This is a genomic window from Bifidobacterium sp. UTCIF-1 (genome assembly GCF_006408915.1).
GTDB classification, from domain to species: Bacteria; Actinomycetota; Actinomycetes; order Actinomycetales; family Bifidobacteriaceae; genus Bifidobacterium; species Bifidobacterium reuteri.
Map to the genome: position 1 here is coordinate 32,987 of NZ_JFAG01000005.1, position 25,653 is coordinate 58,639.

General features: G+C 61.7%; 19 protein-coding genes. 16 read left to right on the top strand and 3 right to left on the bottom strand.

The window, feature by feature from the left end:
• Positions 1–321: 321 nt before the first annotated feature.
• Positions 322–1,344, top strand: coding sequence for an LCP family protein (locus BW09_RS03420; protein ID WP_258184972.1), 1,023 nt, complete (start codon positions 322–324; stop codon positions 1,342–1,344).
• Between the two features lie 239 nt (positions 1,345–1,583).
• Here BW09_RS03420 and BW09_RS03425 read toward each other — a convergent pair whose 3' ends face one another.
• Positions 1,584–2,606 (bottom strand): G5 domain-containing protein, encoded by a 1,023-nt coding sequence (locus BW09_RS03425; RefSeq protein ID WP_140464734.1) that lies wholly within the window; start codon positions 2,604–2,606, stop codon positions 1,584–1,586.
• Positions 2,607–3,044: 438 nt separating this feature from the next.
• A complete protein-coding gene (gene trxA, locus BW09_RS03430; RefSeq protein WP_140462605.1) occupies positions 3,045–3,416 on the bottom strand; it encodes a thioredoxin in 372 nt (123 codons plus the stop codon).
• A 142-nt stretch (positions 3,417–3,558) separates the two neighbouring features.
• Between trxA and BW09_RS03435 the strand changes: the two genes are divergently transcribed.
• From BW09_RS03435 to BW09_RS03485, 11 genes are all read left to right on the top strand, one after another.
• The gene (locus BW09_RS03435) at positions 3,559–4,191 is read left to right on the top strand and encodes an NUDIX hydrolase family protein (protein WP_044090504.1); all 633 of its coding nucleotides are present in this window, start codon (positions 3,559–3,561) and stop codon (positions 4,189–4,191) included.
• Positions 4,192–4,417: 226 nt separating this feature from the next.
• The gene (locus BW09_RS03440; protein ID WP_044090484.1) at positions 4,418–5,266 is read left to right on the top strand and encodes an alpha/beta fold hydrolase; all 849 of its coding nucleotides are present in this window, start codon (positions 4,418–4,420) and stop codon (positions 5,264–5,266) included.
• Positions 5,267–5,274: 8 nt separating this feature from the next.
• On the top strand, positions 5,275–6,528 hold the full coding sequence (gene nudC / locus BW09_RS03445) for an NAD(+) diphosphatase (protein WP_044090482.1): 1,254 nt from the start codon (positions 5,275–5,277) through the stop codon (positions 6,526–6,528).
• 147 nt (positions 6,529–6,675) lie between these two features.
• Complete coding sequence (gene gcvH, locus BW09_RS03450) at positions 6,676–7,095, top strand: glycine cleavage system protein GcvH (protein ID WP_140462606.1); 420 nt, start codon at positions 6,676–6,678, stop codon at positions 7,093–7,095.
• A gap of 267 nt (positions 7,096–7,362) precedes the next feature.
• Positions 7,363–8,544, top strand: coding sequence for an App1 family protein (locus BW09_RS03455; RefSeq protein ID WP_375137550.1), 1,182 nt, complete (start codon positions 7,363–7,365; stop codon positions 8,542–8,544).
• Positions 8,545–8,635: 91 nt separating this feature from the next.
• Complete coding sequence (locus BW09_RS03460; RefSeq protein WP_140462608.1) at positions 8,636–11,230, top strand: S9 family peptidase; 2,595 nt, start codon at positions 8,636–8,638, stop codon at positions 11,228–11,230.
• 125 nt (positions 11,231–11,355) lie between these two features.
• The gene (locus BW09_RS03465) at positions 11,356–12,387 is read left to right on the top strand and encodes a 3-isopropylmalate dehydrogenase (protein ID WP_044090477.1); all 1,032 of its coding nucleotides are present in this window, start codon (positions 11,356–11,358) and stop codon (positions 12,385–12,387) included.
• 187 nt (positions 12,388–12,574) lie between these two features.
• Complete coding sequence (locus BW09_RS03470) at positions 12,575–13,870, top strand: biotin/lipoate A/B protein ligase family protein (RefSeq protein ID WP_375137551.1); 1,296 nt, start codon at positions 12,575–12,577, stop codon at positions 13,868–13,870.
• Positions 13,871–13,939: 69 nt separating this feature from the next.
• A complete protein-coding gene (locus BW09_RS03475; RefSeq protein ID WP_044090476.1) occupies positions 13,940–14,659 on the top strand; it encodes a Crp/Fnr family transcriptional regulator in 720 nt (239 codons plus the stop codon).
• 320 nt (positions 14,660–14,979) lie between these two features.
• Positions 14,980–17,298 (top strand): transglycosylase domain-containing protein, encoded by a 2,319-nt coding sequence (locus BW09_RS03480; protein WP_140462609.1) that lies wholly within the window; start codon positions 14,980–14,982, stop codon positions 17,296–17,298.
• Positions 17,299–17,546: 248 nt separating this feature from the next.
• A complete protein-coding gene (locus BW09_RS03485) occupies positions 17,547–18,899 on the top strand; it encodes an NADH:flavin oxidoreductase/NADH oxidase (RefSeq protein WP_181161734.1) in 1,353 nt (450 codons plus the stop codon).
• A gap of 121 nt (positions 18,900–19,020) precedes the next feature.
• On the opposite strand, the gene BW09_RS03490 is transcribed toward BW09_RS03485, so the two are convergent.
• The gene (locus BW09_RS03490; RefSeq protein WP_140462610.1) at positions 19,021–20,172 is read right to left on the bottom strand and encodes a quinone-dependent dihydroorotate dehydrogenase; all 1,152 of its coding nucleotides are present in this window, start codon (positions 20,170–20,172) and stop codon (positions 19,021–19,023) included.
• A 265-nt stretch (positions 20,173–20,437) separates the two neighbouring features.
• Here BW09_RS03490 and BW09_RS03495 point away from each other — a divergent pair, with 265 nt between their 5' ends.
• From BW09_RS03495 to BW09_RS03510, 4 genes are all read left to right on the top strand, one after another.
• Complete coding sequence (locus BW09_RS03495; RefSeq protein ID WP_044090093.1) at positions 20,438–21,241, top strand: DeoR/GlpR family DNA-binding transcription regulator; 804 nt, start codon at positions 20,438–20,440, stop codon at positions 21,239–21,241.
• 2 nt (positions 21,242–21,243) lie between these two features.
• Positions 21,244–22,494, top strand: coding sequence for a galactose-1-phosphate uridylyltransferase (gene galT, locus BW09_RS03500; protein WP_140464736.1), 1,251 nt, complete (start codon positions 21,244–21,246; stop codon positions 22,492–22,494).
• Between the two features lie 16 nt (positions 22,495–22,510).
• Complete coding sequence (galK, locus tag BW09_RS03505; RefSeq protein ID WP_007051326.1) at positions 22,511–23,761, top strand: galactokinase; 1,251 nt, start codon at positions 22,511–22,513, stop codon at positions 23,759–23,761.
• A gap of 274 nt (positions 23,762–24,035) precedes the next feature.
• On the top strand, positions 24,036–25,535 hold the full coding sequence (locus BW09_RS03510; protein ID WP_007051325.1) for a DHA2 family efflux MFS transporter permease subunit: 1,500 nt from the start codon (positions 24,036–24,038) through the stop codon (positions 25,533–25,535).
• Positions 25,536–25,653 lie beyond the last annotated feature (118 nt).

Below are 25,653 nucleotides of genomic sequence, written 5' to 3' on the forward strand. Positions count from 1 at the left end.
ACGTAATGTATCACCCGAGGCCTTGCGCCAGCGCATATTGTCTCTCGCGCATATTGCACCTCTGCACGTCTCTCGCGCATCCCCTGGTTCGCCGCGCTATGTGCCTCTATTGTGAGGACATGATGGAATTGCGAACATGGGGTTGGTCGCGAGAAGGTATCGTTGTAATGATTGCTATGAGCAACCAAGGTTGAATGAATCAGTATACGAAGGCAGATGGTTATGTCCCCGGTACGGTCCAATGCGCCTGCACATGCGCGTGATACGCAGACACGGGCGCAGGCGTCGCGTAAGCATCCTGTGCGTAATGCGATCATCTCCGTGGCGGTTGTGCTCACCGTACTGATCGGTGCCGTCGCATTGGCAGGGGCGCTGTATATCCGCAATCTTGACAACCGCCTGAGCATAGGTAAGGATGTCCGGCAGTCGCTGCAGAAGCCCGATGATGCTGACACTGGATCGGAAGCGACGTCAGAGAAACCATTCTATATGATGCTGGTGGGCTCCGATGCCCGCTCCGGCAACGAGAATGGACGGTCGGACAGTCTGATGCTTGCTCGTGTTGATCCAGGAAGCCACCGGTTGGATATCGTTTCCATTCCTCGTGACATGCAGGTCAATATCGAGGGTGTGGATGGCGTGCAGAAAATCAATGCAGCCTACTCATATGGTGGGGCAGCACTGGCAATCTCTACTGTGTCTGAGTTTGCTGGCGTGCCGATCTCACATTATGTCGAAGTGAATTTCGCCAATATGACCGGTTTGGTGGATCATCTCGGAGGCATCACCGTGAATGTTCCTGAATCGTTCTCAGGCGGCAACAGCGGCTTGTCCCTGAAGGCGGGGGAGCAGACGCTCAATGGAGAGCAGATGCTCGGATTCACCCGAGAACGGTATCAAGTGCAGGGTGGCGATTTCTCTCGTACTCAGGCCCAGCAGCTAGTGCTGCTGGCCATCATGCAGAAGATCATGGCACAGCCTAAGACGGCGCTTCCGGGGCTGATTCAAGAGCTGGCCGGTGCTGTTTCCACGGATATGAACGTGTCGTCGATTCTGCAGTTGGCGCTGAAATTTTATGGACAGCAGCCTCAGGTGCAGTCGGCGATCTGCCCCTCCTATGCGTTTGATCAGGATGGCGTAAGTTACGTCGGTGTGGAATACGACGAGTGGCGTGACATGATGCAGCGCGTGGATGCCGGCATGGGGCCGCAGGGTGTTGGTGATATCCCTGCCGTGCAGTCGTCCAACGCCGAGCTTGGCGCGGCAGCGAATGCCGCCTCTCCGCACGACTATGCCGCGCTCAAAAACCAATCCCTGAACTCGGACGACATCGTCGTCCAGTGACGGTGGTGTCAGTGACGGTGCGTCGGGTTCAGTGATAGTGGCTGCGAGACTATCTGCCCGTATCACTGTGTTCGTTGCAGCCACTGTGTTAGCGTGTCACAGCGTCATCGCATCGCATTGCCTTGCGTCGCATCGATCTGTTCTGCTGCTGTTCTGTTGCAAAAAAGCTCGTTAAGCAATGCTCAGCGAGCTTTTTTGCAACAGAAGCGATGCGATGACGCGGCGATCAGTAGCGTCTATCAGTAGCTCTTGTACTGCAGCCAGTGGTTGTAGGCGGCGGTCACGGAGCCGTAGCGGTCGTTGCAGTAGCCGAGGAACCACTTGAACTGGGTCTGGTAGTTGGTGGCCCAGTCGGCACCGGCGGAAGCCATCTTGCTGCCAGGCAGCGCCTGCGGCAGGCCGTATGCGCCGGACGGGTTTGCGGCGGTCGGATTCCAGCCGGACTCGTGATTGATGATGTAGTTGGCGGCGGTGAAGTCGTCCTCGGAGTAGCCGTTGGAGATCATGTAGTCATGCGCCCAGGTCTGCATCTCGCCCACCGGCACAGTGGTGCCGAGGCTTGCAGAGGAACCGGAGGTTGACGAGGACGAAGAGGAGGACGACGTGGAGCCTGTGCCCACGAGCACCACCTTGTCCACCGGGGCCTTCTTGACCCACGACGTGAACACGTTGGAGGAGATAACCTTGTCGCCGCTGCGCGTGACCAGCGACGTGGTCTCCATCACGCCGTTCTGGCCCTCGGTCTCCACCTTCTCGGTGCCCTTGGGCAGGCTGTCGGTCTCTTTGCGGACCTCGTTGAACGGGATGTCCGTGTCGGTGGTCTCCACGTCAGCGCCCGCGCGCTCGATGGTGATGACCGTGGACTCGGTTACCTTGCTCTTGAGCGAGGGACTGACCGTATCGTCCGGGTCGAGCGTGATGTTGCCCGCATCCAACACGTCCTTGACGGTCTTCATCGCGTCCTTCTCGCCGAGCACCACGCGCGAGTCGCCGTTGATCTTCACGGTGACGAACGTGGTGTTCTTGTCCGTGGCGTTCAGCGCACCACGGGTGGCGGAACGGGAGGCCGCGGAATCGGTGGCGGAGAATGCGGTGACCTGATTGACGGGCTTGGCGTCATCCGACTGGTAGAAGCTGCGGGATACGAATCCGGCTCCGGTGATCAGTCCTCCGGCGGCCACCACTGCGGCGATCTTGGCCCACTGACGCTTGCTGATGCTCAGGGACTTCAAAGGGGAGGTCTTCCTGCCGTGTCTCGTCATTACGCTCCTTGACTTGGATTTGCAGCCCGAACGTCTCGCCGAACGTGCGGCTGATGTCGGTCATCGGTTTCGATTATGCATATTCACTTATGCATGATATGAACTACTTGCATCGTGCAGGTTTCATACGCCGAGCTGCACACTTACACCCATCATAGGTGCACCGCTGGAAGAACACCACTCGAAGAGGTCTCTCCCCCAGTCAGCTTCGCTGACAGCCCCCTCGTCAGAGGGGGCCGGTGCCGTGAGGGGCTCCCCTTGTCAGGACAGCACCGTGAAGCAAACAGCAGAGCTGTTTGTAGGTGCTGTGCGAGCCGACAGGCGAGCCAGTTGAATGCCGCGCGTAGCGCGTCCGAATTTGCAGGACGAGCTGGCCCGCGAAGCGGGACTGAGGGGTAGTCCCATCGTCAGAGGGGGCCAGAGGGGGCCAGTGCGGAGTCAGTCCTGCTGCTGGGCTGCGGCCTGGGCCTTGGCTGCGGCCAGGTCGAGCGCCTTGGCCTGATCAATGAGGTTGTCCAGATCGCCTGCCTGCAGTGCGCCGGCCTGCTGGAAGATGACCTCGCCCTGCTTGGCGATCATCAGCGTGGGCACGGCCTGAATGCCGGCCGCCTGCGCCAGATCCTGGTTCGCGTCGATGTCCACCTTCACGAAGGCGATGTCCTTGTTCTCGGGCTTGTCGGACGCGGCCTCGAAGATCGGGCCGAATGCGCGGCACGGGCCGCACCACGTGGCCCAGAAGTCCACGAACACGATCTCGTTGTCGGTGATGGTCTGCTCAAAATCAGCTGAAGTGATGGCCTTGGTTGCCATGGTGGTCTCCTTCTGTTGCTTGTGCTCAAGCTTGGCAGTACCACCCAACAATTCAGCCTGCGTTGCGCTGCCGGCCGAACGTTTGCCCAGATTTTGCTGGGAGAGGAGCCCATTCGCACAGTCGCGCGCGATAATGGGAAGCATGCCAGTCTTGAATGATGAGGTGCCCTCCGAGGGCGACTTCGACGCCAATCGCAATCGTGGTGAATTCGACAACATCACCCCCGAGGATTTCATCCACGGAGGCGGCTCCGGCCACGGCAACCCGCCGGGATGGCTGGGGCCTGCGGACATCAACCGCGCGCGTCACCAGATGCCCATCGCCTATGTGGAGATCGTGCCGGTGCGCACGGATGACATGGGCCGCATATCGCAGGTAGGGTCGCTGCTGCGCGTCTCGGACGACGGTTCTATCGAGCGCACGCTGATCACCGGGCGCGTGCTGTTCCACGAGTCGCTGCGCGAAGCCATCGCACGCAACGTGGCCAAGGACCTGGGCGACATCGCGCTGCCGATGCTTCCCGCATCCCTCCAGCCGTTCACGGTCGCCGAATTCTTCCCGACCCCGGGCCTGGGCGACTACTACGACCCGCGTCAGCACGCCATCGCATTGTGCTATGTAGTGGCGATTGCCGGAGATTGCAAGCCGCAGGACGAGACGCTCGACGTGGAATGGGTCGATCCCAAGAGCGACCTGATGGACAAGTTCATCGACCAGATGGTCAACGGGCACGGCCGCATCGTGCGTCAAGCCCTAGCCTGGGCCGGAGTGTGAAGGAGCAGTTTGTAGGCAACGTGCTGGCCGGCTTATTCAGGTTGGCTCGGGTTTGGTCTCTCCCCCAGTCAGCTTCGCTGACAGCCCCCTCGTCAGAGGGGGCCGATATTCGGAAGCCTGGTCGGCTCCCCTTGTCAGGGGAGCTGTCGGCGTAGCCGACTGAGGGGTAGTCATCAGAGGAGCCCGATATGGATCGTTTGTATATAACGAATGAAAGTGTGTAGTTATGGCAATTGAATTGGTGAATCATGTGTATCGCGAGGGTGAGGGTGTGCCGGTGGTGCTGATGAACGCCTATCCGGTGGATCACCGCATGTGGGACGTATGCGCCAAGGCGCTCGCCGACTTCGCCGATCTGGACGACGTCCCCCCGTTCCCCATCTGGGCGCCGGACATGGCCGGCTCCGGGCAGTCCCCGGTGCCGAGCGCGGAGGACTCCGGCCCGAGGCTCGCCAACGGCGCCTACACCGAGGCTCTGGACCGTCTCGCGGACGCCTACGTGGACCTGGTGAAGTCCGCAGGATACACGCAGGCCATCTGGGTGGGCCTGTCCATGGGCGGCTATGTGGCGATGGACATCCAACGCCGTCATCCCGAGACCGTGGCCGGCCTCGCCCTGTGCGACACGATGGCCGCATCCGACGGTGTGGGCGGCGAACCGCGCCTCGCCATGGCGGACGCCGCCGAACAGACCAACTCCGTGGAACCGGTGATGCATTTCGCCAAGCCGTCCGACGGCGACTCCACCGTCAAGAAATCCCCTGAGTTCATCGCCACCATGACCCAGTGGATCAGCGAACAGGACCCTGCGGGCCTCGCATGGCGTCAGCGCATGACCTACGGTCGCCCCGACATGGGCAAGGTACCCGAAACCATCACCGCGCCGACCGCCGTCGTCTCCGGCGAACTCGACCCCACCAGTAACCCCGGCGTCATGCGTCCGCTGGCCGACCGCATCACCGGCGCCACATTCACCGCCATTCCCGATTGCGGCCACTTCAGCGCCGTCGAGCATCCCGACACCGTGGCCCGTGCGCTGCTCGCTCTCGTGCGCCGGGTGCAGGATCAGGACTGAGGTAGAGCATGACCGCTGATATCCATTTCTCACCATTGGCACTGACCCGCGCGCTGCCGTTCCTGCCGCTCGCGCAAGGCGACATCGACTACCAAGTCGATCGACGGGGCGAACCGGGACTCATCGGGCATCTGCTGGAGGACCCCGCCACCAAAGTCATCCTCACGCGCAACGGACTGGTCGCCGTGCCCCGCGGACAAGGCGAGTTGGTGGATTATGAGAACGTCAAACTGCGGCTCGCCACCTTGCCGGGCGCGTACGTCGCCGCGGAACTCAAACGGTATCCGCAGGCCGTGGCCATGTTCCTCGGCTCCTATGGCGGTGTGCGCGGCGAATGCGTCGTCGCCATCGACATCTCCCGGGTGCCTGAACCGGGTGCCGTCAATCGTGCAGCCGGGGCGCCAGACGCCGTTGGTGCCGCCGCCGGTGCCAGCAGCAGCGCCGTCGGCAATCCGGCGGGCGCGTCGACCCCTGGAATCGTCGGCGTATTGGGAACCGAGGATTCCGGTACCGTCGATGGCAACCTCAGCGTCTCGGATTCCGCCGGACAGGGCGCGGATGATGCGTTCGACGAATCGGTCGGCATCGCCGGTGAGCAGCCTCGCCAGCCCAAACCGACCCTGCTGCAGCAAGCCGTCGACCGGTTCGACTGGGCGGATCTGCGCGGCTTCGCACCCCACGCCAATGCGCGCGAGGCCGGGCAGGCCACCAGCGCCGTCACCCTGAGCATCTGGCACAGTCGGCAGCGGTATTGCCCGACCTGTGGCGCGCCGGTCGAAACCGCGCTCGCCGGCTGGGCGCAGCGGTGCAGCAATGCGGCGGACGGCAACCGGATCCTGTTCCCGCGTATCGAGCCCGCCGTGATCACCGCGATTGTGGACGGCCATGACCGGTTGCTGCTGCAACACAATGCGGCATGGAAGGACGAACGGCTCTACTCCGTCTCCGCCGGATTCGTGGAGGCGGGGGAGAACCTCGAGCACGCGGCGCGGCGCGAGGCCAAGGAGGAGACCGGCATCACCTTGGGCGAGGTGCGCTACCTCGGTTCGCAGCCGTGGCCGTTCCCCGCGTCGCTCATGATGGCGTTCAAGGCGCACGCCGTCACCACGGACGTGCATGTGGACGGTTCGGAAACCGTGACCGCCCGTTGGGTCACGCGCGACGAATACACCGCCGAGCTGATCTCCGGACGCATGGCCGCCCCCGGACGTGCCACCATCGCGCGCTACATGATCGAGGAGTGGCTCGGGCGGGAGCTGTAGGCGTGTCATGTTTTGTGGCGGTTCCTACGTCAGCAGATGCTTTTCTGGCTCCCCTTGTCAGGGGAGCTGGCCCGCGAAGCGGGTCTGAGGGGTAGTCAACCTGAGGAGTGGCTCGGGCGGGAGCTGTAGGCTGCTAGGCTGGGCACTATGAGCGAAACAAGCGAAACAGAAGACAACGAACAGCCGCTGAACCTCGACATTCCCGAGCATCTCGAATACTCCGACGAACACGTCTGGGTGGATCGCTCGGATGAGGACCTTGCCATCCTCGGCATCACCGAATACGCGGCTGACCAGCTCGGCGAGCTCGTGTTCGTGGATCTGCCCGAGCCCGGCTCCCGCGTGGAGGCAGGCGACGAAATCGTGGAGCTGGAGTCCTCCAAGGCCGTGCAGCCCATGATCAGCCCGGTGGCCGGCACAGTGAAATACGTGAACCGCGACGTGTCCGATGATCCCTCCGTGATCAACGGCGACCCGTACGGCGAGGGCTGGATTCTCAAGGTCGAGCTCGATGACGACGAGCCGGAGCTGTTGAGCGCCGAGGAGTACGCCAAGATCATCCGCTGAGCGGGTTGTGAAACAATCCGTGAAACATGTTGCGAAAACAACGCGGGGTCGGTCCGCGCATGGATCTCATGGATCCGTGCGGTAGCCCAATCGGTGGGGTCGGCATTCGTCGGTCGGTTCATCCGCTGGACTGATGCCGACTCATAGCATGCATGGCCTATAGTGGGGTGCATGAGAAGCCCACGCGAGGATTTTGAAGCCGCTGGCAGGCGTCTGGAGTCATTGCATCTGCCGCATCACTCCAGTGCGCCTGCGCCGGCGGACGACATGCCTACCGTGCCGATTCCTGCGCGCGCGGCGACCACCACATTCGATGCGCCATCGAAGCGGGAGCGCTTTGAAGTCAAGCCGCCGTTGACCCGGTTCATCCGTCGGGCAATCACTCGTACGTTCGGCATGTGGTCGCATCTGTCAGCTGAAGTGGTGCGCGGATGGGGCTGGTTCCCGCGCGTGGAACCGTATGTGGGCTATGGAACCGGCGACTATTCGCGCCTGATCTGCCGTACCGTATATGGTCCCGCCCACGGCCAGTCCGGCGAGCTGACGCGCGGCATCCGAGGTATGCTGGCCGTGCCGGCCGGCCGCACGCATGTGCAGGCCAGCATTGATGGCACGCCGCTCAACACCGTGCAGGTCGGCGTCTCCGAAGTCTATGACAAAGTGGATCGCACCCGCGACATGAGCGGAGAATACGCGATCTCCGATTCGGCAGGATACTTGGATCTGGTGGCAGAACACCGCCTGAGCGCGGGCATCCATCGCGTTTCGTACAGTGTGCCCGGCCGCAAGCCGGTCAGCGCGAATCTGTACACCATCCCGGCCAGCGCCAAAGTGGGCATCATCTCGGACGTGGACGACACGATCATGATTACCCAGGCCCCGGTACTGTGGAAGGCCGCCTACAACCTGCTGTTCCTCGATCCCAAGAAAAAAGCCTCCGTGCCGGGCATGAGCGTGCTGTTCACCCGCATCTCCGACCTGTTCCCGGACGCCCCGTTCTTCTACCTGTCCACGTCGCCGTGGAATGTGGAGAGCGCGATTCGCAACTTCATCATCGACCACGGATTCCCGGAGGGGCCGCTGCTGCTTCGCGACCTCGATCCGAGGCCCAAGACCTTCGTTCCCACGGGTCCGCAGCACAAACTGGAATTCGCCGAACAGCTGATGGCGGATTTCCCGGACATGAAGTTCATTCTGGTGGGCGATGATGGTCAGAAGGACCCCACCACGTACGCCACTATCGTCAAACGGTATCCCGGGCGCGTGCTGGCCATCGCCATCCGTCAGCTCAGTCCGAAGGAGGCGCCCGGCCTGGCGTCCGTCGCGGGATTGACGTCGACCCAGCCGATGCCGGTCACCGAAGTGCCGGTGTTCACTGGCACCACCGGAGCGAACCTGCTCAAAACCATGCTGCCGTATCTCAAGGAGCACGCGAAGAACGCGGATTAGCGGCTTGTAACGCAGATTGGTCCGTATTCTGCGTGGTATGGGTCGTTGACGGTGCCGGTTCGTCCCTTACCGGCGCGTACAATCGCGTGATATGACTGAAATGACCGAATCAGGCGCAGCGATGACGCCGACGCCGCCAGTGGCCAAACGTGAACCCAAGCGCCGTGAATTCCACGGCGACGTGTTCAACGATGATTACGAATGGATGCGCGACAAGGAATCCGCCGATGTGCGGGATTATGTGGCCGCGCAGAACAAATACTGCGAGGCGCGCATGGCCCATCTGGCAGGGCTGCGGCGCACATTGTTCGAGGAGCTCAAGGCGCATGTGGAGGAGACGGACATGTCCGTTCCCACGCGCATCAACGACTACTGGTACTTCACGCGCACCCAGCAAGGCAAACAGTACGGTGTGCAGTGCCGCATGCCGGTGCGCGGCGCCGACGATTGGGACCCGCCGGAGGTCGATCCGCAAGGCGCTCCCGGTTCGATGCCGGGCGAGCAGGTGGTGTTCGACGCCAACGTGGAGTCCGAGGGGCATGACTTCTTCCGGCTCGGCGGCATGGATCTGAGCCATGACGGACGATGGATGCTCTACGGTGTGGATCTGCGCGGCGACGAACGCTACGATTTCCGCATCCGCGACCTCGATGCCACGCTCGCGCAGGGTGGTGAGCCGGTGGAACTGCCGGAAGTGTTTCCCGGCATCGGCGGGGCCTGCTTCACTCCGGACGGGCAGTGGGTGTTCTGGACCGAGCTCGACGACTCCTGGCGGCCGTGCGCAATCTGGCGGCATCATGTGGGCACGTCGGTCGAATCGGACGTCTGCGTGTACCGCGAAGCGGACGAGAAGTTCTGGGTCGGGGCGGGCATCAGCTTCGACGAGCGCAGCATCGTGATCGGCACCGGCTCGAAAACCAGCACCGAAGTATGGATGCTGCCGGTGGATACGCCGGATGGCGAGTTCCAGCCGTTCATCCCCCGCAAGGAAGACGTGGAATACGATGTCAGCTTCGCATGCTTCGAGGGCGCCGGCGAAGGCGGCGAGGATGTGCCTCTGGCGGTGGTGTACCACAACGCCGATAATCCGAATTTCGAAATCGACGTCATCGACATGCGCAATCATCGGCCCCCATACCGTCTGGGTGAAGGCGTATGCGTGGCTGTCGGCTCGCCGTATGGCTGTGAGCATGGCGAACCTGACCGACCGATTACCGAGGCCTATTTCAATCCGGCGAATCCCGCGATTCTGCAGGGTGCGCACGGTCTGGGCATTGAAGGCATCGGCTTGCATAGGTATTTTGTCACGCTGAGCTACCGTTCCGACGGCCAGCCGCATGTGGCGTACATGACCAAGCAGGCCGCCGCTGAGGATTTCCTGGCCGGACGCCCGTGGCGGTTCACGGAACTGCTGCCGCCGTCATTGGAGAACGATTGGGATCTGGTGGCCGCCGATCAGTCCGACCAGACGGGTGACCATGGTGAACGGCTGTGGCAGGATCTGCAGGACGACGATGTGCCCGGCGACGCGGATGGTGCCGTGCAGTCCATCGATGGCACAGAACCCACCGCCGTGCCAACGGATCACACCGCATCATTCGATGGGGCCAGCGACGACCACCTTCCCGGCGAGACCCGGCGCCTGTACACCATCGGCACCGGCGGCAATCCCTCCTATGACGCGCCTCGCATGCGGTACTCGTTCGCCAGCTACACCCGTCCGGGCGAACTGCATGAGATTGACCCTGCCACCGGGCAGGACACGTTGCTCAAACGCGCCACCGTGCTGGGTGATTTCGACCCGCGTGACTATATGGAGCGTCGCGTATGGATCACCGCGCGAGACGGGGAGTGCATTCCAGTGTCGTTGGTGTGGCGGCGCGACTTCCCTGCGCAGGATTCCCCGATGTTCATCACCGGCTATGGTGCGTACGAGATTTCCTCAGACCCGGGATTCTCCGTGGCTCGTCTGAGCATGCTCGACCGCGGTGTGCTGTATGCCGTGCCGCACATCCGCGGCGGCGGTGAGATGGGTCGCGCCTGGTACGAGCAAGGCCGTCGCCTGCATAAGAAGCACTCGTTCGAGGATTTCGTCGATGCCACGCGCGTTCTGCAGGAGGCCCGTCTGGCCGATCCGCGTCGCACAGTGGCCAACGGCGGTTCCGCCGGTGGCCTGCTGATGGGTGCGGTGGCCAATATGGCACCGGAATGCTATGCGGGTATTGAGGCGGATGTGCCGTTCGTGGACGCGCTCACGTCGATTCTCGACCCCGACCTGCCGCTGACCGTCACCGAATGGGATGAATGGGGCGATCCGCTGCATGACCCGGCCGTGTATGCGTATATGAAAACGTACACGCCCTATGAGAACGTGCCTGTGCCGGTGGTTGGGGCTGCTGGTGCTGAGGCTGCTGGTGCTGAGGATGGCGTCAGAGGTTCCGCTCAGTCCGGTGCGCCCGCTTCCCGGTTCCCCCGCATCTTCATCACCACGTCGATGAACGATACGCGCGTGCTGTATGTCGAACCGCTCAAATGGCTGGCGCGGCTGCAGTCGGCCGGTGTGGATGCGGTGGCCAAAATAGAGGTCGAGGCCGGACACGGCGGCATTTCCGGGCGATACAAGCAGTGGGAGGAAGTCTCCTATGAGAATGCTTGGTGCTTGGGCGTGATGGGTATCGCTCACTAAGCCGCCAACGTTGTGGGCTGCGGCCGCGGACTGCGGCTGTGAACTACGGCCGTGGACTGTGGCCATGTCCACCAGCTGAGCCGGTTCGGGTCATCAGATGACCACGCGACTAGGCTCCTTGAACTATGGCAAAGACATACAAAATCGCCGTCATTCCTGGAGACGGCATCGGCAAGGAAGTCACCCCGTGGGCGCAGAAGGCCTTGGAAAAAGCCGCTGAAGGTGTCGCGGACTTCGAATACGAGCAGTTCGATCTCGGTGCCGAACGGTATCTGCGCGATGGCTCGATTCTTCCGGAGGAGGAAGAGGAGCGCATCAAGGCCAACGACGCCATTCTGCTCGGTGCGGTCGGCGACCCGCGCATCAAGGCTGGCATTCTGGAGCGCGGCCTGCTCCTGAAGCTCCGTTTCGACCTCGACCAGTACGTGAACCTGCGTCCTTCCAAGCTGTACAAGGGCGTCACCTCGCCGCTGGCCAACCCTGGTGACATCGACTTCGTGGTCGTGCGCGAGGGCACCGAAGGCCTGTACTGCGGTGCAGGCGGCGCGGTCCGTCGCGGCACCCCGAACGAGGTGGCCACCGAGGTGTCCATCAATACCGCCTATGGCGTGGAGCGCGTGGTGCGTTATGCGTTCAAGCTCGCCATGAAGCGCCGCAAGCATGTGACGTTGGTGCATAAGAAGAACGTGCTCGTCAATGCAGGCGATATGTGGCAGCGCATCGTGGACAGGGTCGCCGAGGAATACCCCGAGGTCACCCACGACTACCTGCATATCGACGCCACAACCATCTTCCTGGTGTCGAACCCGTCCCGCTTCGACGTGATTCTGACCGATAACCTCTTCGGCGACATCATCACCGACGAAGCCGGTGCCGTGGTGGGCGGCGTGGGATACTCCGCTTCCGGCTGCATCAATGCGTCCGACGAGTATCCGTCCATGTTCGAGCCGATTCACGGTTCCGCTCCGGACATCGCCGGCCAGAACAAGGCCAACCCGACCGCCGCAATCCTGTCGGCGGCCATGCTGCTCGAGCATCTCGGCTTCGACGACGCGGCCAAGAAGATTCATGCGGCTGTGGAGGCGGACATCGAGGAGCTCGGTTCCACCGTGCGCACCACCGACCAGGTCGGCAAGGACATTCTGGCCCGCATCTGACACGCGTCCGCTTATTGCTCATCCGCCCATCCCCAGTCCCGGGGATGGGCGGATTTGTTTGTTTGCTATGGTGGGCATCGTGGGCGAAACGATAATGGGCCGAGGTGAAGCGAAAACGCCGGGCGGCAAGTTGGTGGCTGTCAATGTGACCTTGCAGATGAATGGCAGTGCACAATCGGATGGTGATATGCAGCCAAACGGTACTACTCATCCGAACAGTGCCCTGCCGCCAAATAGTGCTGTGCAATCGAATAGTGCTGCGCGGCCAAACGGTGCCGTGCGGTCGTGCAAACTGGATGGCGATTTCTTTGTGGAGGCGTCGGACGACTTGGCGTCGGCAGGGTTCCTGCAGGCCATCGAACAGGCGCTCGTCGCTGGAGCGTCAGTGCAATCGGTGATTGACTCTCATCCTGACTGCAATCTGATCGGCACGGATGCCAAAGCCATCGAAACCGCTTTCACCCGGGCTTTGGAGCAGATCATGCGCCACTCGGTGGCGTCAACAGCATCGCTTACCTCGGTAATGCCGCAGGCTCCTATTCGCAAAGACCCTATATATAAGGACTCTATATATAAGGACTCCGCTCAGCACTCTGCGGTACCTAGCGTTTCCGCAATGGCAGCCGGCGTTCTGCCCGACAATCAAGCGAACTACGCATCCCGCTGGGCGCAGTTGTTGCCGCAGCTCACCGTCATCCATGATCAGCCGCGACTTCCCGCTGAGCAGATGCGAATCGATGAGACCTGGGCGCGCGAGGTCGCATCCGGCCTGCGGCCTCCGACCCTGCGCATCTGGGAATGGGCGGCTCCTGCGGTGGTGATTGGGCGATTCCAGTCGGCGCCCGATGAAGTGAACCTTGACATCGCCAAGCAGCGCGGATTCAGCGTGGTGCGCAGATGCACCGGCGGTGGCGCGATGTTCATCGAACCTGGCAACACCATCACCTACTCCCTGTACGCGCCGCTTGACTTCGTGCAAGGCGTCAGCATCGAGGAATCCTATCGACTGTGCGACTGGTGGCTGGTCGAAGCGTTGCGGGAGCTGAAACTCGACGTGCGATTCTCGGGGCTGAACGACATCGCCTCACAATACGGCAAAATCGGGGGAGCGGCGCAACGCAGGTTCCCTGTTGTGCGGGGCGATGGGGCGCGGCAGTCCTCTGAAGGAACAGGTGCGGACGGGCGGGCCGAGAGCCAGACGGTCGGCGCGGTTACCGGAGCCGTGCTGCATCATGTCACATTGGCTTATGACATCGATGCCGTGGCTATGGGCGAGGTGCTCAACACCAGTCGGGAGAAGATGTCGGACAAGGCGGTGAAATCCGTTGTGAAACGGGTCGATCCGCTCAGAAGCCAGACCGGGCTGCGCCGGGAGCAGGTCATCGACCATCTGCTCGCGTGGCTCATCGAGCGGGGCGGTGAGCCCGGTGGCCGGCCAGATCGGCCGGGGCAGCCGCGTCAGTCGCTGGTGAACAAATCCTGACGGTTCGTGTGAGGCGCGTTACAATAGTGCGAGTGGCCGAAGGTGGCGTAAGGCAATAAGGACGGTGCGATGGGCGTAGAGACTCCGAACATGTTCTCCGACGAGGAGAACATTCTGCTGCAGACGGCACTGTTCAAGCAGGTTTCCCCCGCTGAGGCCGAGGAGCTCATCCCGCATCTGCAACGTGCGGTCTTTGACAAGGGCGATTACATCTTCTCCGAAGGCGATACGGACCATCGCATGTATCTGCTCGAGCGCGGCCGTGTCAAGCTGATCCGCACATCCACCGACGACCGCGTGCAGCTGCTGTCCATCCATGCCCCCGGCGAGGTGCTGGGAGAGATTCCCGTATTCGACCCGAACGGCGGCCCGCGTACAGCGTCGGCCGTGGCGATGAGCCATGGCACGCGGGTGGTTTCGCTTGAACATGATGCCTTGTTCGCTTGGCTGGATGAGCATCCGCGCGTGGCCATCGACATGCTTCAGGTCATGGCCAATCGCCAGCGGGCCAACAACGAGCGCATCTCCGATCTGGTCTTCATGGACGTGCCCGCCAGACTCGCCAAAACCCTGCTGAATCTGGGCTCCCGCTTCGGTGAGCCTGTGGAACAGGGGCTGAAAGTGCCGCATGACCTGACGCAGGAGGAGCTCGCGCAGCTGGTGGGGTCCAGTCGCGAGACCGTGAACAAGGCGCTTATGGACTTTTCGAACCGCGGCTGGATCGCGCGCGATGGCCGCTCCATCATCATCTTCCAGCCGGGTATGCTGATTCGCCGCTCACGACGCTGATTGTGCTGACGAAATGACTGCCCCCCAGTCCCGCTTTGCGGGCCAGCTCTGACAAGGGGGCCGAAAAATATAATTACGAATTAATGATGCGGGATACTAGCTGTGCACGTTGCATAGATATGCGCAGGCTCCCCTTGTCAGGGGAGCTGTCGGCGAAGCCGACTGAGGGGTAGTCTGCAAGCAAATGTCAATTTTGTTGACGAAATGATTGGCCCGGCGTATTCGGCTGATGTCCAGCAAACGTTACGCTAGTGCGGTTCTTGTGATGATTGACTGGATACGCGGGCGGGCCATTGGATTGGTACGCCGGGCCATTTAGAATGGGGCCCATGCCCAAAAAGAAGTCCCTGACAGTTCGTCGTGTGTTTGTCCTCCTGCTCGCGTACATCATGCTTGCCGTGTCCGGCGGCGTGGTGGCCAGCGTGCTGTTCGTGCCGGGTGTGTTCGGCGCGAACAAGGCCGCCAAGGCGGTCATCCCCTCGTTGAAGGTGGAGAACGTGGACTTCGACGTGACTAACCTGCCGCAGAAGTCGACCATGTATGCGAACGATGGCACGACCGTGATCGCCACGTTCTACAACCAGAACCGTATCGTGGTGCCCCTGAAGAACATCTCCAAAGCCATGCAGCAGGCTGTGGTGGCGCGCGAGGACCGCCGCTTCTGGTCGCATGCCGGCGTGGATGTGCAGGGCGTGATGCGAGCCTTTGTGCAGACCTACATGCTGAAGAAATCCCAGCAGGGTGGCTCCTCACTGACCCAGCAGTATGTCAAGAACGTGCTGCTCATGCAGGCCATCGAGGATGATGACTCCATCGCCCAGTACCATGCCACCGAGGACACCATTGCCCGAAAGATCCGCGAGATGCTCATCTCCGTGCAGATGGAGAAGAAGTACTCCAAGGCGGAGATCCTGCAGGGATACCTCAATATCGCCCAGTTCGGCAGCAACCTGTACGGTGTGGAGACTGCGGCCCAGCGTTACTTCAGCACGTCCGCTTCCGAACTGACCCCGATTCAGGCGGCGACCATCGCCTCGATCACCAAGAACCCGAACCAATACGATCCGTTGATTGAAAGCAACCAGGCGGAAAGTGAGAAGCAGCGCAACATCGTACTCGACCTGATGGCTCAGGAAGGCTACATCACGCAGGAAGAGGCCAAGAAAGACAAGGCCATTCCGCTGAAGGATACGCTGAAAGTACAGAATGTGAATGTCGGTTGCCAGGATACCGGCGACTACGCGTTCTTCTGCGATTACGTGGTGCATCGCATCCAGAACTCCGAGGAATTCGGCAAGACCCAGGAAGAGCGATACAAGTTGCTGCAGGAAGGTGGCCTGAAGATCGTCACCACGCTCGACGTGGACGCCAACTCCATGCTGATGGACACTGCGCGCAACACGATTCCACCGAACGATTCCAGCGGCATGGAAATCGCGATGGCCGCTGTCAAGCCGGGTACCGGCGAAGTGCTCGGCTTTGGTCTGAACCGGTATTATGACGCCACGCCTGAGGCAGCCAACGATCCGACGAAGACCAGCCAGAACTACGTTGTCGATCTTGCGGACGGCGGCGGCTCCGGTTGGACCATCGGCTCCTCGTGGAAGCCCATCAATCTGGTGGCGTGGATGGAGGCCGGACACTCCATCAACGACAACCTGCAGACGGCCACCGTGTATCCGACGACCGACTTCGCCTGCGACCGGTACACTGGCGGCGCCGATTCTTGGAAGGTGCAGAATGCATTCGGCACCACGGTGAATCCTGAAAGCCCGTTCCTTGGTCTGGTGCGTTCGCATAACACCACCCAAGCTTCGATGGGCTCCATCATGAAGCTGTGCAAGGTGGCGGACACCGCCACCGAGCTTGGCTACCATGACGCCAAAACCGGCGAGACCATCGACAAGACCGCATCCTTCACGCCGTCCATGATGATCGGTTCGGTCAACGTCTCCCCGCTGACCATGGCCTCCATCTTCGCCGTGTATGCAGCGAACGGCGTGCAGTGCAACCCTATCGCCATCTCCAAGGTGACCAATGGCGACGGCCAGGAGCTCAAGGTGCCGTCCGCCAATTGCCATCAGGCGGTAGACAAGGACATCATCCAGACGCTGGCCTACACGCTGAACCAAGGTGTGACCAGATCCGACGGTCAAGGCCGCAACTTCCAGCTCAACAACGGGCGCAAGTCGTTCGGTAAGACCGGTACCTCCGAGGATTTGGCGGTTTCCAGTGGTTCGTTCATTCCGAACCAGATTGCTACGTTCGCCGTGGTCGGCGACGCCCAGAACCCGTACGCACACCGTATCGCCAACATGAGCATCAACGGCGTGTACAACAGCTACTGGGATGGTTCCACCATCGCCGCCCCTGCACTGCGCAACTTCCTGAACGCCTATGCGGACAAGAAGCAGTTGCCGATCGACAACGACTATGGGCAGCCGGTGGCCAAGTACACGGCCAGCGGCACCACGTTGGGCATCGGTGGACGTGCATACACGCAGCGTTCAAACAATTCGAATAACTCCAACAATTCAAGCAATTCGAATAATTCGAACAACTCGAATTCCGATTCCAATACCTCGAACAACACGAACAGCGGCTCCACGTCAAGCGAAAGCTCCTCGGACGACCAGTGACGGAATCATTGGCGTGTGCCTTGTCCGGCTCCCTGCAAGGGGAGCCGGACGTATAGGGGACTGCGCAGCAGCCAATTCGTCTGCGAACTTCTGGTGCAGACCACTAGCGGCCCGATCGAATTGTAAAGGCCAATTACATAGTTTGCGGGCGTTGCCTCATTGAGGTGACGCCCGTTTTACAATAAATGCGATACAACATACTTTGGCCGGCGGTATCCGCAATCTCAGCCGGTTAATGGAGGGGATTCATGGGCGGCGATACGTTGACGCACAACAATTTCGATTTCAGGGGATTCGATGTCCCGGAGCTCAAAGCGGTGACGTTGGCGGCATCTGATTCGGATGGTATGGGTGCGGATACGCTGAACGGCGATGCGGGCAAGACGAAGGGTAAAGGCTCCGGCAAGAAGTCCAATGGCAAGTCCAATGGCAAGGCCGGCGGCGCAGCTGCCAGGAGCGGCAAAACAGAGAAGAAAGGCAAGAACGTGGCTAAGGAATCCGATAAGGGCAAGAAGAACAAGGTCGGACTGTTCACCCCGATGGGGCTGCGCGATGTGACCGTGCGCAACCGCATCTGGCTGCCGCCAATGTGCACGTATTCCGCGTTTGCCCGCGACGGCAAGCCCACGCCGTTCCACTACCAGCATTACGTGTCCCGCGCGTTCGGCGGTTTCGGCATGATCATCGCCGAAGCGACCGCCGTGGCTCCGGAAGGCCGCATTTCGCCGTGCGATCTGGGTCTGTGGGAGGACGCGCAGATCGACGCATGGCGCTGGATTGTGGACGGCATCCGTAACGCTGGCGCCGTTGCCGCCGTGCAGCTCAATCATGCCGGGCGCAAGGCGTCCACCGGCTGCTTCCCGGTCGGATATGAGGGGCAGAGCGTGCCCGAGGAAGCGGGCGGCTGGCCTACCGTGGCTCCTTCGCCGATTGAGTTCGGCAATCTGAACAAGCCTCGCGAACTGTCCGTCGATGAGATCCACGGCATTGTGGGAGCATTCGCGGCGGCTGCAGGCCGCGCTGTGGCGGCAGGGTTCCAGGCCATTGAGATTCACGCGGCCCATGGGTACTTGATCTCCGAGTTCCTTGACCCGCTGTGCAACGAGCGTACGGACGAATACGGCGGTGGGCTGGAAGGCCGTGCCCGCTTCCTGCTGGAGGTCGTGGATGCGGTGCGTGCCACCGTGCCGGAGAGCATGCCGGTACTGGTGCGCGTCTCCGCCACCGATTGGGCCGCTGGCGGATGGGATCTTGACCAGACCATCGTGGTCTCCAAGATGCTCAAGGAGCATGGCGTCGACCTCGTGGATGTGTCCACCGGTGGCATCATCCCCGGCGTATCCATTCCGGTGAAGGACAATTATCAGGTGCCGTTCTCCGAGCAGGTGCGAGCAAAGGCCGGGGTGCCCACCACTGCCGTGGGCCTCATCACCAAGCCGAAGCAGGCGAACAAGATCCTGACCCGTGGCCAGGCGGACGCCGTGGAGATCGGTCGCGCTGCCTTGCGTGACCCATATTGGCCGTTGCGCGCCGCCAACAAGCTCGGCGTTCCTGTTACCGAGGCTCCCTACCAGCCGCAGTACATCCGCGGCGCGTTCTGATAGGTACTAGTGGCTACTAGTGGCTACTAGTAGCCACTAATGTCTTGCGTCAGTAGCTCGTTGATTGTGTTTTGGCTCCCCCTGTCAGGGGAGCCTGCAAGTACAGGAGCACCGGTGCCAGTTACCGTACGTCCACGCCGACGGCGTCGGACACGTGCTCGAAGCCGTCGCGGCGCAGCAGTTCGGCCAAGCCGCGCTTGAGCACGGTGATCTGCTGCGGTCCGCGATACATCAGCGAACTGATGAACATGACCAGGCTTGCACCGGAGCGGATCCGCTCGTATGCCTGCTCCGGAGTGAAGATGCCTCCGATGCCGGCGAGGACGAAGCGGTCGCCGTATTCCTGATATACCTTGCGCACCAGCGCGTTGCTGGCTGTGGTGCACGGGCCGCCGGAAAGGCCTCCCTCCCAGTCGCGCGGAATCTCGAGACCGGTCCGGTCCTTCTGCAGATTGGCTAGGGACAGGCCCTGCACATTATGCTCGGCGAGCACATCCAGCAGTTCCTTGTATTCCGCCCATGGCTTGTTGAGCGGCATCTTGACCAGGGTGGGCTGCGGTCGCTCAATCTTGTCCAAAGCGGTGAACAGTCGGTCGAGCGATTCGGGGGAGGCCGTGAACGGTTCTCCCACGTGGGTGTTCGGGCAGGAGACGTTCACCTCGACCATGGCGGTGCGTCCGGCGGCGCGGCGCATCGAGATGCAATAATCCTCGATGCCCTCGTCCAGATCCCCGCACAGATCGTCGTTGGTGCGTGCGATGGACACGGAGATCTGCATCTGCCGCGCCTGCGTCCACGCCTGTTCCGCGCGGGCGATCACCTTGTCGGAACCGATGTTGGCGAGACCCACGTGCACCATCATCGAATCGTATTCGGGCAGGCGGTGGAACCAGGGCTTCGGATTGCCTGGGCAGGGGCGGGACGTGGTGGAACCGACGGTTTCAAAGCCGAAACCGGCGTTGTCCAGCACCACGGGCATGTCGCAGTTCTTGTCGAGGCCGGCCGACAGGCCGAACGGGTTGGAGAAGTCGATGCCCATCACATTCGTCTCCAGAATGGGGTCGGTGTAGTCGAGCATCGTGCGCTCGGCGAACAGCAGCGGCGGAAGATGCCTGACCACATGACAGAATTCGATCATCTGGTCGTGCGCCTCGTCGGGCCTATGGTTGAACACGAAGTTCGGTTTGATGATGTGCTTGTATCCGAAAGTGAACAGGTCGGTGGTGGCCTTGTTCACGGCGTCATGCCAGAAGCTGTCGATAACGTAAGTCATAACGCCCATTCTCTCACTTGGAGCGCTCCGAAGCCAGCAGGGTGTGCACAGTTGATCGTGCATGATAGGCGGGGTCTTGCCGCTGGCTCGGGTACGGAGTTTTCGGTTGGTTTCGCTGCATATGTGTCGTCGAATGTGCGATTTTGCGCGATTCGGCGGCGTTGAAGAGCCGCCAGGCCTTAAATGGAACGATGCGAACGCAAACTTTGGCGGAAAACGCTCAACACGGTTTTGTTTGTGAGCTTTTGTGTGCGATAATGTTCGTATGATTTCGTCACAACGTCAGCACCTCATCTTGAGCAGGCTGCGCACACGCGGTGCTGTGCGCATCACCGCACTATCCAAGGAGCTGGGAGTTTCGGCGATGACCATCCGCCGCGATATCGCGGAGTTGGCCGATAAGGGTCTGCTCAATCGTGTCCACGGCGGTGCCGTGACCACCAGTACCCTGTTGAGCGAGCCCCTGTTCTCCGTGAAGTCCCAAATGGACATCGGACTCAAGGACGCCATCGCCCAAGAGGCTGTGAAATACGTGGCACCCGGAGACGTGATCGCCATCGGCGGCGGCACCACGGCCTACGTATTCGCCCAGCATCTGCTTGAATCGCAGCAATCCAGCGGCATCACCATCCTCACCAATTCGATTCCAGTGGCGGAGCTCGTCCAGGCGCTTGAATCCAAGGATGTGGAGGTTATCGTCACCGGTGGTGTGATCACGCGTTCGAACTCCCTCGTGGGGCCGATCGCCGACAAGGTCGTCGCATCCCTGCGCGTCAACACCGTATTCCTCGGCACGCACTCCGTGTCGATACCCCGTGGCTTCCTCATGCCGAACTCGCTGGAGGCCGCAACCGATATGGCGATGATGGACATCGCCGATCGCACCATAGTTTTGACCGATCACACCAAGTGGAGCTGCACGTCGTTGTCGTTGTTCGCGCGCTTCGATCAGGTCGACACGGTCATCACCGACGACGGGCTCGACCCCGATTCCGCCGCCAAAACTAAAGATTTGGTTAAGGAACTCGTTCTGGCTCACCAGACCGAGCCAACTGAGGAAAGTGAGTGATCATGGCAGATTTTGCCAACTACGAACCGGGTGAATACGCGAAGGAGCACATCCGCATCACACCGACCAAGCTGGCCGATGGACGCGACTTCTTCTACCTCGACGATGATCCGGAGTACGTCTCCGGCAAGAAGACCCGCGAGCTGAACGATCCGCGTCCGCTGGACTACCGCTTCGCCCCGCACCTGGACGCCGACGGCAACGAAGTGCCGTACGCCGCCCCTCAGATGCGCCGCGACCCGCTGACCGGCGACTGGATCCCGATGGCCACCGCCCGCATGAACCGCCCGATCACCGCCGGCCCCGGCGCCACAGCCAAGGGCAACCCGCTGGCCGCCCGCAAGCCCGGCGACCCGTATCAGGACGGCGAGGTTCCGGACACCGACTACAACGTCGTGGTGTTCGAAAACCGCTTCCCCTCCATGGTGCGCGTGCCCGGAGAGGACGACTCCGTGAAGTTCGTGGACGGCAACCCGCTGTGGGAGCAGAAGCCCGCCGCCGGCCGCTGCGAAGTCATCTGCTTCGACCCGAACGAAACCGGTCTGCCGGCCGACCTTCCGGTCTCCCGTCTGCGCACGGTGGTGGAGGCTTGGGCCTTCCGCACCGCCGAAATCTCCAAGATGGACGGCATCGAGCAGATCTTCCCGTTCGAGAACCACGGTGCCGAAATCGGTGTCTCCCTGGCCCACCCGCACGGTCAGGTCTACTGCTACCCGTTCATCGCTCCGAAGATGGAGAAGGAACTGCAGCACACCGAGGCCTACCACGAGAAGACCGGCGGCAACCTGCTCAAGGACCTGATGAATGCCGAGATTGAGGCCGGCGAGCGCATCGTGATGCGCAACCACAGCTGGGTGGCCTACGTGCCGGCCGCCGCCCGCTGGCCCCTCGAGGTGCACGTGGCCCCGGTGCGCGACGTGCTCACCCTCGACCAGCTCAACGACGAAGAACGCTGGGACCTCGCCTCCATGTACTCGCACCTCCTGAAGCGCGGCAACGCCTTCTTCGACAAGGGCGACGGCAAGGGCATGGACCTGCCATACATCGCCGCCTGGCACCAGGCCCCGATCCACGACGCCCGCCGCGAGAACTACCGCCTGAACCTGCAGTTCTTCTCCTTCCGCCGCGCCGCCAACAAGATCAAGTACCTCGCCGGCTCCGAATCCGGCATGGCCGCCTGGATCTCCGACACCACGCCGGAACTCATCGCCAAGCGCTTCCACGAGCTCGGCTCCATCGACATCGCCGACTGATAGAAAGAAAACATCAATGACTGCTGTTGAATTCATTGAGCCGCTGACCCATGAGGAAGGCGTCTCGCAAGCTACCAAGCTGTTCGTCGACACCTACGGCGCTGCGCCCGAGGGCGTGTGGGCTGCTCCGGGCCGTGTGAACCTGATCGGTGAGCACACCGATTACAACGCCGGCCTGTGCCTGCCGATCGCTCTGCCGCACCGCACCTTCATCGCCCTGAAGCCGCGCGAAGACACCAAGGTTCGCGTCGTCTCCGGCGTGGCTCCCGACAAGGTCGCCGAAGCTGATCTCGATGGCCTCAAGGCCCGTGGCGTGGACGGCTGGTCCGCCTACCCGACCGGTGTGGCCTGGGCGCTGCGTCAGGCTGGTTTCGACAAGGTCAAGGGCTTTGATGCCGCCTTCGTCTCCTGCGTGCCGCTGGGCTCCGGCCTGAGCTCCTCCGCCGCCATGACCTGCTCCACCGCTCTGGCTCTGGACGACGTGTACGGCCTCGGCTACGGCGATTCCGACGCCGGCCGTGTGACCCTCATCAACGCCGCCATCAAGTCCGAGAACGAGATGGCCGGTGCCTCCACCGGCGGTCTTGACCAGAACGCTTCCATGCGTTGCACCGCCGGCCATGCGCTGCTGCTTGACTGCCGCCCGGAGTTGACCCCGCTGGAGAACGTCTCCCAGCAGGAGTTCGACCTCGACAAGTACAACCTCGAGCTGCTTGTGGTCGATACCCAGGCTCCGCACCAGCTCAACGATGGCCAGTACGCTCAGCGTCGCGCCACCTGCGAGGAAGCCGCCAAGATTCTCGGTGTGGCCAACCTGCGCGTTACCGCCGACGGCATCTCCAAGGCCGATGACCAGTTCCAGGCCCTCAAGGAAACGCTTGACGCCCTGCCTGACGAGACCATGAAGAAGCGCGTGCGCCACGTCGTCACCGAAATCGAGCGCGTGCGTTCCTTCGTGCGTGCCTTCGCTCAGGGCGACATCAAGGCTGCGGGCCGTCTGTTCAACGCTTCCCACGATTCGCTGGCCGCCGACTACGAGGTCACCGTCCCCGAGCTGGACATCGCCGTGGACGTGGCCCGCAAGAACGGCGCCTACGGTGCGCGTATGACCGGCGGCGGCTTCGGTGGCTCCATCATCGCGTTGGTGGACAAGGGTCGTTCTCAGGAAGTCGCTCAGAAGATCGCCGACGAATTCGAAAAGCAAGGCTTCCACGCTCCTCGCGCTCTCGCGGCTTATGCCGCTCCGAGCGCTTCGCGCGAGGCCTGAGCCCGCATCTGAGCTCCCTCTGACGAGGGAGCTTCGTTTTATCCCGCGACACGCTGGGCGGACTTACGAAGAATCTTGAATCGTATTACGGTGACGGATTGTTTTGAAAATCGCATGGCATCTGCCGAAATCACATGGCAGACACCATGCGTTTTTTATTGCCGTCGTTGGCCCGGACGTTAGGGGCGTAACGACATTTTCGCGCGACGGCAATCTGAGAGGTAATCCAAGAGAGGTTCCGTTGTCCGCTATCCAGACAACTTCCGATAACATCATGCCCGCCGGCGAATCCGGCACCGCTTATTCCCATAGCCCCCACAACGCTTCCGAAACCAGGCATTTCGACCATCCGCATAAGGTGATGCTCGGCCTGTACATCGGCGCATTCCTAGGCATGCTGTCCGAGACATCCATGAACATCGCCCTGCCCGATCTGATGGACGAGTTCTCCGTATCCTCCGGCACCGCACAGTGGATGGTCGTTGGTTATATGCTGGCCATTGGCGTGGTGCTGCCGTGCGTGGGTTTCATGCTCAAATGGATCAAAGCCAAAACGCTCGTGCTGTTCGCGCTGACCTGCTTCCTCGTCGGTGCCTTGGTATGCACCGTGGCCACCGGTTTCCCCGTGCTGCTCGCCGGCCGAATCGTGCAGGGCATCAGCACCGGCATCGTGCTGCCCACCATGTACGCGGCCATCATGCGCGTCTTCCCGCCCCACAAAATCGGTGCCGCCAACGGCGTGGCCGGCCTGGTGATCATGTTCGCGCCGGTCATCGGCCCCACCCTGGCCGGCGCGCTGATCGGTGCCCTGAGCTGGCGCGCGATCTTCGCGCTGTTCGCCGTCGTCGCCGTAATCGCACTGGCCTGCACGGCCGCATTCTTCGTCACCCCAATCGAACGCACGCGCCCGGCCGTGGACATGCTTTCCATCGTCGCCTCCGCGCTGGGCTTCGGCTGCCTCGTGGCCGGCGTGAGCCTGATCAGCGACATGGGTTTCTCCGTGGCGGTAGTCGGTTTGTTGGTGATTGGCGTAGTCGTTCTTGCCCTCTACGCCTACCGTCAGCTGCACATCGCCGACCCACTGCTTGACCTGCGCGCGCTTGGCATTGCGGCGTTCCGTACGCCGGCCATCATGGTCAGCTGCTCGTTTGCCTGCACTTTGGCGTTCATGTATTTGGTGCCGCAGGAATTGCAGCGCGGACTGGGCATGAGCTCTACGCTCGCCGGTCTGCTCATGCTGCCCGGCGGCATCGTCAACGCGGTGTGCACGCTGATGGCCGGTCGCCTGTTCGACCGTCATGGTGCGAGGGTGCTCGTGTGGATCGGTGTGGTGATGGCAGCCATCGGTGGCGCGTTGTTCTTTGCCATCGGTGTTGACTCGGGTGTTGTGCTGTTCTTGGCCGCACACATCATCGTGATGGTGGGCATCCCGTTTATTCAGCAGTCGGCGCAGTCCGCTGCGCTCAAATCGTTGCCGGGCCGCATGGCTGCTGATGGCAGCACCATTCTCAACACCATGCAGCAGGTGTGCGGCGCCATCGCCACCGCTGTGGCCACCTGCCTGCTGGGCCTGGGCCAGACCGGCTATGCGGCCGGTGGCGGTGCCAATGCCGCGCAGGGCTTCGTGGACGGTTCGCGCTACGGCTATATGTTCGGCCTCGTGCTTGTGGCAATCGTGCTGGTCTTCTCCTTTATGCTCAAGGGCGGCAAGGAAGAACCGAAGCTGGTGCCGGTGCAGGTCGACGACGGTGCGGTTGAGAGTCTGGCCGTGTGAACATGGCACAACGGACTCGATGATTCCTGAGAGTCCGCGAATCCGGAAATGGAACAGCATGAATGGCGTGATGCAGGTTTGTGACTTGTCTGAGCTGTTCCATTCCGGCGGTATTGGT